At 26.1% G+C, this 11,925-nt stretch carries 8 protein-coding genes and 3 tRNA genes; 3 read left to right on the top strand and 8 right to left on the bottom strand.

Annotation, left to right across the window (positions count from 1 at the left end):
* The first annotated feature begins 347 nt into the window (after positions 1-347).
* Positions 348-593 (top strand): hypothetical protein, encoded by a 246-nt coding sequence (locus tag T397_RS0100990; RefSeq protein WP_027123840.1) that lies wholly within the window; start codon positions 348-350, stop codon positions 591-593.
* A gap of 214 nt (positions 594-807) precedes the next feature.
* Here T397_RS0100990 and T397_RS0100985 read toward each other — a convergent pair whose 3' ends face one another.
* Both T397_RS0100985 and T397_RS0100980 read right to left on the bottom strand, forming a co-directional pair.
* A complete protein-coding gene (locus T397_RS0100985) occupies positions 808-1,656 on the bottom strand; it encodes an ABC transporter ATP-binding protein (protein WP_081794285.1) in 849 nt (282 codons plus the stop codon).
* An 18-nt stretch (positions 1,657-1,674) separates the two neighbouring features.
* The gene (locus tag T397_RS0100980; RefSeq protein WP_027123838.1) at positions 1,675-2,643 is read right to left on the bottom strand and encodes an ABC transporter permease; all 969 of its coding nucleotides are present in this window, start codon (positions 2,641-2,643) and stop codon (positions 1,675-1,677) included.
* 119 nt (positions 2,644-2,762) lie between these two features.
* On the opposite strand from T397_RS0100980, the gene T397_RS0100975 reads away from it, so the two are divergent.
* Together T397_RS0100975 and recA are read left to right on the top strand one after the other, a co-directional pair.
* Positions 2,763-2,853 (top strand) — tRNA-Ser (locus T397_RS0100975).
* Between the two features lie 476 nt (positions 2,854-3,329).
* Positions 3,330-4,310, top strand: a complete 981-nt coding sequence (gene recA / locus T397_RS0100970; RefSeq protein ID WP_265736605.1) for a recombinase RecA — start codon at positions 3,330-3,332, stop codon at positions 4,308-4,310.
* Between the two features lie 203 nt (positions 4,311-4,513).
* Here recA and T397_RS0100965 read toward each other — a convergent pair whose 3' ends face one another.
* The 6 genes from T397_RS0100965 to T397_RS0100940 all read right to left on the bottom strand — a co-directional run bounded on the left by T397_RS0100965 (position 4,514) and on the right by T397_RS0100940 (position 11,911).
* Positions 4,514-5,752 (bottom strand): phosphoglycerate kinase, encoded by a 1,239-nt coding sequence (locus T397_RS0100965; protein ID WP_027123836.1) that lies wholly within the window; start codon positions 5,750-5,752, stop codon positions 4,514-4,516.
* Positions 5,753-5,757: 5 nt separating this feature from the next.
* Positions 5,758-6,762, bottom strand: a complete 1,005-nt coding sequence (gap, locus tag T397_RS0100960) for a type I glyceraldehyde-3-phosphate dehydrogenase (RefSeq protein WP_027123835.1) — start codon at positions 6,760-6,762, stop codon at positions 5,758-5,760.
* A gap of 101 nt (positions 6,763-6,863) precedes the next feature.
* Entirely contained in the window at positions 6,864-7,748 is an 885-nt protein-coding gene (locus tag T397_RS0100955; RefSeq protein ID WP_036448573.1) for a DegV family protein, read from the bottom strand.
* Between the two features lie 219 nt (positions 7,749-7,967).
* A tRNA-Ala gene (locus T397_RS0100950) sits at positions 7,968-8,043 on the bottom strand.
* A 5-nt stretch (positions 8,044-8,048) separates the two neighbouring features.
* A tRNA-Ile gene (locus T397_RS0100945) sits at positions 8,049-8,125 on the bottom strand.
* A 63-nt stretch (positions 8,126-8,188) separates the two neighbouring features.
* Positions 8,189-11,911: a hypothetical protein gene (locus T397_RS0100940; RefSeq protein ID WP_027123833.1), complete on the bottom strand. Its 3,723-nt coding sequence runs from the start codon at positions 11,909-11,911 to the stop codon at positions 8,189-8,191.
* Positions 11,912-11,925: the final 14 nt, after the last annotated feature.

Below are 11,925 nucleotides of genomic sequence, written 5' to 3'. Positions count from 1 at the left end.
TTATAATTTCAAAATCTTAATTAATTCAAGAATGTTTATATTAATTTGTTTTACTCTTTATTTTATTTGTAATTTACAACACATAATGAAATTCATACTAATTTAAACTAACATACTTTTTACTTATTAAATTTATTTATATTAATTATTTAAATAATTTTCTACAAAAAGAATTCCTTGCAAAATATAAAAATCGTTTCTTAATATAAATTAAGATAAGAAAAAATTATAAATCTGTTTGCTTTCTATGCTGTTATGGAAATGTAAAAAAATAATAGTTTATAAATAATTTATTAACTTTAGATTAGTTTTAATTACCTAATTTGAGAAGTTTAACTTTTTTTTAAATGGTGACTAATTCTGCTTTAAAAGATATGCATAGATGTTTAAAAAGTATCAAATGAAAAATTAACCAAAATTGCTGAAGATCGCAAAAAACAGATTTTAATTTTAGAAAAAAGAAAAAACCTAAAATGCTTGCTTGATTTAAAGAATGAAATATTCATCTCTTTGAACCAAGAATATTTAATATAGAAAATAGATTAGATAATTTAGAAAAAACATTAACAACATTCTTACAGAAAATAATTTAAAGTGTTAATTTTAAAAAATAATCATCTTGTAATCTTGGGTAATTTTTTATTTGTGTTGTTGATAAAGAAGTTCAATTATGTTAGGAATTAGCATTAAAACAATATTTTTTAGACATCATAAAAGTTTTATCTTAATTATTAATTTTTTATAAATTTCAATAATAAATTTTAGAGTTTAATACAACTTCTATAAAAATAAATTAATTCTGTTAAGTTAAATATATTTTGAAGCTAAATTAATAATAGATCCATATTGATTAACAACATCTTTGGCTCACATATCTATTTTGACAATGCCTTTTTGCATAATAACAATGCGATCACAAATTTCATTTACTTCGTCCATGTTATGAGATACTAAAACAATTTGAATGTTAAATTTCGCACAATATTTTTTAACAAAACCAATAATTTCTGTTCGAACGCTAATATCTAATCCTGTTGATAATTCATCTAAAAATACAATTTTAGGTTTATGAATTAATGCTAATAAAATATTTAATCTTTGTTGTTCGCCCCCAGAAAGTGAATGAACTTTTTTGTTATATAAACTTTTTAGTCCAAATGCATTAACAATTTGTTCTAGTTCTAATGGATTAATATCGACTTCATAAACATTAACCATAAATCTAATTACATCAGCAACTAAAATTCCTGGTGGATAAGAACTATCTTGGAATTGAATACCAATACCTTCTTGAAAAGTTTTTTTAAATTCAAAATTATATTTGATTTCACCACTTGTTGGTTGAATGATTCCCGCAATCATTTCAACTGTAGTTGTTTTTCCTGCACCATTAGCACCCAGTAACGCAACATTTTCGCCTTGATAAAAAGTTAAATTAATGTTATTAACTGCAACTTTTTGTTTACTTAATTTGCCATATTTTTTAACTATGTTTTTTAATTCAATAATAGGTGCACCTTTATGTTCCATTTTTTGATCAATAATAATTGGTGCATCTAATTTATCTTTTTGTTGTTCTAAATTAATATCAAATTGATTGGTATCTCTAATTTCGAAATTTTCATTTTTATTTTTTTTAGTGAATATGTTTTTCATAATAATTTACTACCTAATTTATCTTGTTGATCATCTAAATCTACGAATAGAGAAGAAAATAGCTAAACCAATAAAAATGACTGGAACAAAATAACCTGTTCATACTTCAGCTATATCTTTAATTCCAAATAAGTTTCCATTAAATTGAGTTATTTTTTCTGAAATTTCAGCTAAATTAAAAATATTAAAACCATTTCAAGATAATGTTATTAGAACATTAACATAACGGAATGGACTTATAAAACTTAATCCATATAAAATATTGTTATTTGAAATAACAGCTAGCGGGAATAACAAACCAGATAAAAACATACTTAAGAAATAAATCATTCCACCAACCATACTAGCTGATGCACTTTTTTTAGTTAAAGAAACAATTAATATAGCTAAAAAGATTGATAATAAAATTGTATAAATTGTTCCAAAAATATATCCCCCTCAATTTGTTGATATGTCTAATCCATTTGCATGATAGCCAGTAAAAAACAACTGATTACCTGTAATTTGAATTGGATTTAATATTGATCCTGCACCAAAAGTTTGAAATCCAAAGAAAATAAAAATCACAAATAATACTAATAATATTTGAGCAATCATTATTAATATGTAAAAAGCTGCAATTGTAGTAATAAACATTCAAGGTTTGATAGGCGTTGAACCGATACGTTTCATTAAAACAGATTCTTTAATTTCCATAATTGAAACAGGCATTGAATTTAGTCCTGTTGAAATAACCATTAAAGCTGCTAAACCTGTTAAAGCATCTTTAAAACCTTGTGCTGGTACTAATTCTTGAGAGTTATTAGAAACAAGAATAGCTTGATTGATATAACCAAAAATAACAATAAAAAGTGCTGTAAAAACAAAACTCATGAATCATTTTTCACCACTTCTTCAAAATGAAGCATTTATTAATTTAAATAATGCTCAATTTTGATTAAAATGAAAGTTATATTCCTTTTTTAAATGGGTTTTAACCAATTTCATATCTATATGCCTACAATTTTAATTACACTTATATTGGGAATAATTATAACACTATTAAAAAAAATAATTCGTAATTTACTTAATAAATTTTAATATTTTATATTTATGATATTTATATTGGAGATTTACCCAAGAGGCTGAAGGGGCAGGCTTGGAAAGCTTGTAGATGTTTAACGACATGCGAGGGTTCGAATCCCTCAATCTCCGCCATTTAAATTTTTATCCAAACTTCTAGTTTGGATATTTTTATTATTAGTTCATATAAATTAAAAAATTAATAAATTCCCGAAATTAAAACAAAAAAACCACCTTAAAAATAAGGTGGTTTGAACTATAAATAAACTTTTATAAAAATAAAAATGATAATAAGAGGTTAATAAAAACAAAAAATTATTAAACAGACTTTTTATAAAAAACAATGGTTGCATAGAAAAATATAAACATTTTAAAAAGAGGAGACTATAATTATGAAAACTTGAATTCTACACAACCAAAAAAATTTTATCAAAAATTTTTAAATTAAATAAATTTGAATTGTTTTAAAAAAACTAAATTTGTCATTTAATTTACAAAAATTAAATTAATAACTTAGTATATTAAATGTATGCGATTAAACAAAATAAATATTTTTTCTTATTTTTTGTTTTTTTAAACACTTTATTATTATGGGGAGTAAAAATATATTTATGAGTGATAATAATAAATTGTATTTAGAAGCATTAAAAGAAATTCAAAATAAGTATGGAAAAAATAATTTATCTTTTGTTGATAAAAACAAAAAAATAAAAACTATATCAACAGGAAGTTTTAAATTAGATGAAGCATTGGGTATAAAAGGATTTCCTTGCGGAAGAATTATTGAAATTTTTGGAAATGAATCATCTGGAAAAACTACACTTGCTTTGCAGGTTGTAAGAGAATGTCAAAAAAATAATGGTAGAGCAGCATACATAGATTTAGAATATACATTAAATTTAGATTACATGAAAAATTTGGGTATAGATCTAAATAAATTATTAGTTGCTAGACCAGATTATGGAGAACAAGCATTTTCAATAATTGAATCTTTGGTTAAAACAAATATGATAGATTTAATTGTTTTGGATTCAATAGCAGCTTTAGTTCCAAAAGCTGAGTTAGATTCTAATATTGAAGAACAATCTATTGGATTATTACCAAGATTAATGTCAAAAGCTTTAAGAAGATTGCAATCCATTTTAAGTAATTCTAATACTTGTATAATTTTTATAAACCAAATTAGAGAAAAAGTTGGAGTTATGTATGGAAATCCCGAAATTACGCCTGGCGGTAAAGCTTTAAAATTTTATAGTTCTTTAAGACTAGAAGTTAGAAGAACTGAAATTATAAGAGAAAATAATGAAAGTATAGGTATTAAATCAAAAGTTACAATTGTCAAAAATAAATTATCTTCACCATTTAAAGTAACTTATTTAGAATTTTATTTTAATAAAGGCGTTGATTATTTAGCTGAAATTGTTGATGTTGCTATCCAACAAGATATTATTAAAAAAAGCGGTTCATGATATTCATATAATAACAATAAACTTTGCCAAGGAAGAACAAGTTTAATTGAACTAATGCATAAAGATAATAAATTATTTAAAGATATTGAAAGCAAATCTATAAAAGGTATACAACCTTCTTAACTTATTTAAAATAATTAAATGCAACTTTTTTAAATTTAAATTAAAAGTTGCATTTTTTTTTATCAAAAATTAAAAAGTATTTTTTATTGTTATTAAAAATTTTAGAAAACCATTTATTAAACAAAAATGATTAAAACCAATAAATTATAAAAAATAACTAGTGTAGAAAGTCACTAGTTATTTTTTTAACTTGAATGTTCATTTTATTTATTTGGTATGCATTCAATACCCGGAAGAACAGTTCCTTCTAATAATGACAAACTAGCTCCACCGCCGGTTGAAACAAAACTAACATTATTTGTTAGACCCAAATTATTAATAGCTGAAGCACTATCTCCACCACCAATAACAGTGTATGCACCTTTGCTTGTTAAATCACAAATAACTTTAGCTATTCCATTAGTTCCACCAGAAAAATTACTAAATTCAAAAACACCTACAGGACCATTTCAAAAAATAGTTTTAGCTTTAGCTAATTGTTTACTATATAATTCAATAGTTTTTTCACCAATATCCATTCCCATAAATCCTTCTGGTCATGGTTGATTTATATCTTCACATATAATTGGTGGAATATCTTCAAAAGTTTTTGAACCTTTTAAATCAATAGGTAGAAACAGTTTTTTAGATTGTTCACTTGCAAGAATTTGTTTAGCTTCTTCAACTAAATCTTCTTCATATTTTGTATTAGCAAGATCCATTCCTTTGGCTTTTAAAAAAGTATATGTCATACCACCACCAATTAGAATTTCATCAGCTATATTTAATAAATTTTTTATAACACCTAACTTATCAGCTACTTTTGCTCCACCTAAAACAACAACTAATGGTCGTTCAGGATTATTAATAACTTTTTGCAATGAATCTAATTCTTTTTGAATTAAAAAACCAATACAACTTGTTTGAATATTAGAAGCAATTCCCACATTTGAAGCATGAGCACGATGAGCTGTTCCAAATGCATCATTAACAAACACATCAGCTAAAGAAGCTCAAAATAATCCTAATTTAGGATCGTTTTTTGATTCAGCTTTTATAACTTCGCCCGAATCATTGACATCATTATATCTAGTATTTTCTAGCAAAAGAATTTCTTTAGGTTCTAATTGATTAATAGATTCAATTACTTCGTCACCTACATTTTTATCTAAGAATTTTACTTTTGTTAAATCACCTAATAATTCTTGCAATTTAACAGAAACAGGTTTTAAAGACTTCTTGTTTGAATTTTTATCATCTAGTGATTTAATTCTACCTAAATGACTTAAACAAATAATCTTACAATTTTTTTCAATAAGATATTTCAACGTCGGTAATGCAGCAACAATTCTTTCAATATCTGTAATAACACCATCAACAATTGGAACATTTAAATCTAAACGAACTATTACTTTTTTACCTTGAATATCAACTTGATCCAATGTTTTTTTATTGTAATTCATAAAAATTATTTGCTACCAAAGTATTGAATTACACGGCATAATTGACTTACATATGATGATTCATTGTCATATCAACTAAATAATTTGTATAAACGCTTACCATTCGCTTCAACAATTGAAGTTAATAAAGAATCAAAGATTGCTCCATATGTTGAAGAAATCACATCTGATGAAACAATTGGATCTTCAGCATACATGAAACTTTCTGATGCAGCTTTTTTCATTGCTTCATTTATTTCTTGAACACTTGGTTGTTTTTCTAATTCAACTGTTATATCTGTTATAGAACCAGTAACCACTGGAACACGAATCGCTGAACCGTTCATTTTTCCTTCAGCGCTTGGAACTACTAAACCAATTGCTTTAGCAGCACCTGTAGTTGTAGGTACCATATTTTGAGCAGCAGCACGAGCACGACGCAAATCACTATGCGGAGCATCTTGAAGTCTTTGATCAGCAGTATAACCATGAATAGTTGTCATTGTTCCTGCAACAATCTTAAAATTATCTTCTAAAACTTTAACAACAGGTGCTAATGAGTTAGTTGTACAAGAAGCAGCAGAAATTATTTGATCATCTGAATTAATAATTTCATGATTCACATTAAACACAACAGTTTTAATATTTTTTTCTTTGGCTGGAGCTGACAATAAAACTTTTCTTGCGCCTGCATCAATATGTAATTGTGCTTTTTCTTTTGTTAAAAATAATCCAGTTGATTCAACTACTAAATCAATTCCTAAATCTTTTCAAGGTAATTTAGATGGATCTTTTTCAGCAAAAACCTTTAATTCTTTACCATCTATTGAAATATTATTTTTATCATTTACAGTAACAAAATTTGGCAATGCACCATGAGCTGTATCATACTTCAATAAATGAGCTAAAGTTTTTGCGTCAGTTAAATCATTAACTGCAACAACATCAATATTTGGATAATTCATTAAAGCTCTAAAAGTTAATCTTCCAATTCTTCCAAAACCATTAATTGCAACCTTAATTTGAGACATATATTTTTATATTCTCCTTTAATAATATATTTAGACTAGCGAGAAAACTCATTTCAAAGAAAATCACAATGAAACAAGTAAATATATCTAAATTATATATATTATTTTGAAAAAGATTTAACTAAAATATTAATGCTAAATGCATCATTTCCAGTGTGAGCACCAATAATTGGAGTAATCGGAGCTTCTTCAATATTTGTTACGTTATATTTTTTTAAAATTTCTTTTAAATCAGATAATGTTTTTGAGATTTTTTCTAATGAAATAAATGAATTACAAAAACCAACTTTTTCAATTTTATTTTTTGCAAAATTAAATATTTTATCAAAAACATCCATACTATGCATTATGGCTAATTTATTTGTGGGCTTTTTACTAATTATTGTATTTTTACCGTTGTGAAAGTGTAAAATTGGCTTAATTCTTAAAATGCCACCAATGTAAGAAGTTACTTTACCAATACGTCCACCATTTCTTGCTTGTGTTAAATCATTTAAAATAACAACACAAGAAATTCTTGAATGTCAGTCTTCAACATATTTTTGTATTTCAGCAATTGAAGCACCATTTTCAGCTAATTTTTTTACTTCAACAACTAATCATCTCAAAGATATTGCAGTGTCTTGTGTATCAAAAATATGAATATTGTTTTTAGAAGCAAATTCATTTTCAACAATCATTTTTCATTGATTGTAAGTTCCAGATAAACCAGAAGATATTGGCAACATAATTACATGCTCATATTTATCTACTACTTGATTTAAAGTATCAATAACATCTGTTGCTCTAGGTAAACTAGTTTTAACATTACCTGAAGAATTGTTTAAAAAATAATTGTATAAATCTTTACTAGTTAATTCTCTGCCATCTAAATATGTTTTTTGATCATTGATTGTAACCAATAAAGACACAACATAAACGTCTGAAAGTTCATCCGGCAAAATGGTTGAACTCGTGTCAGTTATTATAGCTATTTTAGACGACATATAATTCAAAAAAATCCTAATGTAATGTTTTTAAGTGCTATTAATTTTATATTTAATTTTTTTAAATTCAATAGGAAATACATTTATTTCTATTTTTAAATTTAAAAATTAACTTGAATATTAATTAAAAAAATTAAAAATATTTTTAAATTTTTAATTTAAAAAAAAAAAAAAAAGTATCAACAATCATGTTGATACTTTGGTGGCTATTGCCATAAATGGTGGAGACGAAGGGGGTCAAACCCTCGACCTCCTGAGTGCAAGTCAGGTGCTCTATCAATTGAGCTACGTCCCCATAAATGGTGGAAGTAAATGGACTTGAACCATCGACCTCACCCTTATCAGGGGTGTGCTCTAACCAACTGAGCTATACTTCCAACTTTTAAAAGCATAGCAATTATACAATAAATATATTGTATTTTACTTAATAAATAAAGCAATTAAGATTTTGAATTATCTTCTATTCGAGGTGGTTTTATTTTGTTTTTATCAAATTCAGTTTGTTTAGAATTACCAACTATTAATTTAGGAGATTTAACTTTATTTTTATCAAATCTTGATGGATTTTTAGAATCGCCTGTAATAAGTTTAGGTTTAAATTTAATTTTAGGTTTATTGACTTGTTTAGAATCACCTGTAATAAGTTTTGGTTTAAACTTAATTTTAGGTTTATTAACTTGTTTAGAATCGCCTGTGATTAGTTTAGGATTTTTGTTAGTTTTAGAATTTTCAGATTTTCTAGTACCCCCAGCTAAAAGTTTTGGAGCACGTGTAAACATATCGCTTGGATCAGTGTGAATTCCAAGCAATTTCAAAATTTTTGTACTTCATTTTCTTGCGTGTATAGCTTTTTGGAAGTATTCAACTTCTTTGTCATTCAAATAATGCAATTCATTGCGGTTTGTCTTGGAAATATTTTTTAACGCTTTGATGTCGCGGTATAAAGGAACACAATATCCGAAAGTCAATGAAATTATTGTGATAATAACTAAAATTGGTAAAACAATTAAAACAGGCAATACCCAACTTGGCATAATGTTAAAACCGCGAAAAACTAAACTGTTAATACCTTTGATACCTTCAATCTCATTTGATTGACTATTTGGAGTAATATCATATGATTTAGTAAATGCGTTTCATGAATAAGTTGTAAATGTAGCTGATTGAGAAATAACATTTACATTTGAAGCAATAATAATCATTGGACCATAAGGGGCAACTGGATCAGCCAATGGTTTTTTATCTACAATAAATAAATTATTAAATCATTTGTCTTTAACTACTTTTACATAAGTTGAACTATCATTTGTATTATTTGTAATTGTGGATAAATTTACTGTATCAAACAAATCATTAACATTTGTGGACAAAATATCATTAGATAAAATCGTTCGGAAGGTACCAGAACCCAAAATATCTTGACGATTAATTGTTGCTATTGATTCATAAGTGTCAGTGCCAGCATATTGAAATGATAAACCTATTTCAGTTGATTTAGTTTGACCATTATTTATTTGTCCAAAAAATAAAAGATTTTTGTAATTATTGCGAGCATTTATTGTTACGTCAATTGTTTTAATATCTTGGCTTGCAGGTTTAACAAAAAAATCTTCAGGATTTGATGGATTTTTAACATTTACTAAATTATGAAATTTTACAATGCTTATATCAGTCGAACTATTGGAATTTATATTTTGTGAAAATCAAGCTTTTCTTGTTCCTTGCAACAAAACGAAATCTTCTTCTTTTATTTCAGTTACTTGCGAAGAATATTGCTTACCTACATAATTTGCTCAATTTGAAGATTTACTTAAGTCATATTCAGGAATTTGTGGACTATTACTTAAAATAAAATTATTATTGTTTTGTGATGATCATAAACTTAAAATACTTCTACCATTATTAGAAGAAGTTAAGCCTGCAAAATTATTTCAATTTAAATTTGGTTCTTTAGTATTAGAGTTATTGTTTGATGAATTTTCAGCATATGGATCTTGACTAATTTTAAATCCTTCTGTAATCATAGGAACTGTATCGTTAAAACATGCTATTCCCCGAATAAAAGGAACTACTCCAATTTTTGAAATTACATCATTAACACCTTCATAACCTGTGTAATTGAATGGTAAAAAATTTACAGAATTAGTTTTCTTTTGAGTTTGTGGATAATCGTGATTAGCATATTTTGCTGTTCCCACAACAGAACTATCACCTATTTGAGTAGATGATGCCCCATGTAAAACAATTGAATTAGTATCAAATGCAGGTTCATTTAAATATAGGATTGATGAACCAACTTGCATAGCATAACCATAAACTGTTGAATTTGATTTATATTGACTAGGCATTTCAATTTTTGTTAAGCTACCAATATTTTTTAATGAATAACCAAAAGACAATGTTGGATAGTAATAATTTTTAGCATTTTCAATTAATAAATTTAATGAATAAGAGTAAGATGCAGTTGCATTTTGAGAAGATGGATTCAATGTTGCATTATTATTGCTTGCATTATGACTCGTTATTTTTTTGACTTCACCAATGTAAGTTAAATCAGTTGGCAAATCAGGTGATTTAACATATTTGCGGTGTGCACTTACTGATGGATCAAATGATTTTTTAGAATTACTATAATTTCCAGTCGAATTTACATTTCAACCTAAGCTAGTTTCACCTTTATTAAAAAAATAGTATGAACTATATGATGATGCAGAACCCATTGTTGCACCAACATCAAAATAGTTGTTATTTTCTAAAGTGTTTTCATAACTATCTTTATTACCAAATACTATGTTTGTTAAAGCTTGAATATTAAAAGCTGTACCAAATAGTAAAGCAGGATCAATAGAATTTGCAGTGTTATCCTTAGTATTTGTGATTGTGTTAGCTCCACTTAATTGCAATGATCTTTTTTGTTGGATAGTAGTAGCATTAAATTCAGAATCACTATTTGTTATCGGAGAGCCATTAGTATCAACTTCTTGACGTGTTAATGAATTTGTAACTTGTCCAATAGTAATTGCACCAGCTAGATATAAAAAACTATTAGTACCACCCGATACATTTGTTTGAATACCGCCAACCGCTAATCTTGGAACATATGTAAAATTATTTGTTTGTCCAATTGGTGCATAAGATTTTTCTCAATTTCAAATATTAAAATTTGAGTTTAATTCTGGTTGATAATTTAAATTTTTTAATAAATAAGCATATGGTATTCCAGCGTAATTGTTACCATTATTTGAAAGATTGAAATTTAATTTTCACATTCCAATAGATAAAGCTTCAGGATCATTAAATATTGATCCATTACCACCAAAAATAAATACATGTCCATCTTTAGCGAACATGTTACCTAAACTTGAAATATATTGCTTTCAAGGTAAAACCATAGTTGAATTAAGATTAGAATTTGCGCTAACTAAATTATTAACTTTTTGTCCAGATTTAGCAACATATCAAGAAGGGTGATCATCTTTTGAAAAAAATGATGGAGTAGTTGATGATTTTGATTTTCATTGTTCAGGATAATTATCAACCATTTTTTGAGGATTAATATTGATGTGATTTAAAATTGTAAATGATGGATTTCATTTATTGTTTAAATAAACATTAGAATTATCACTAATTTGAACAACTATTGCTTTATTTGAATTTGTTGAAGTGGATTTAATTATATCTTCATAAAAATAAGGATCAGGCTGATCAATTTCTTGTTTTGAATCAATTACTTTGTTTGGCACTAATAACAAGTAAATAATATTTGAATTATTACCTTCATCTTGAGCAATTTCAACTACTTTTTTATCTTGAAAATCAGGATAATAAGTTTTTAATTCTTCGGGTTTAAATTCCCATAATATATTTCCAAATGCATCAATTCTAGTTGCACTATTTTCTTCAGTTAAAACAGCAAATCCACCATTTTTAAGTTCTACTCCACTAAAATTATTATTTTGTCAGTGACGAATTGCGCCAACTTTTTTACCCACCACATTGTTAGGAGTAGTTATTGTAGTTTTTAAGTTTTGGTTTACATAATTTAAGTTATTATTGTAATTTTGATTCAATAATGTATATAAACTTATAGCACTAGCACTTAAGATTGCTGTACTGCTTAAAGATATTGCTAAATATTTAAAATTAAATTTTGTTTTTTTCATACAATTTCTCACAT

Source organism: Mycoplasmoides pirum ATCC 25960 (assembly GCF_000685905.1).
GTDB lineage: Bacteria > Bacillota_I > Bacilli_A > Mycoplasmatales > Mycoplasmoidaceae > Mycoplasmoides > Mycoplasmoides pirum.
The sequence above is the reverse complement of the archived record's forward strand: the minus strand, read 5'-3'. Positions and strand labels throughout refer to the sequence as shown.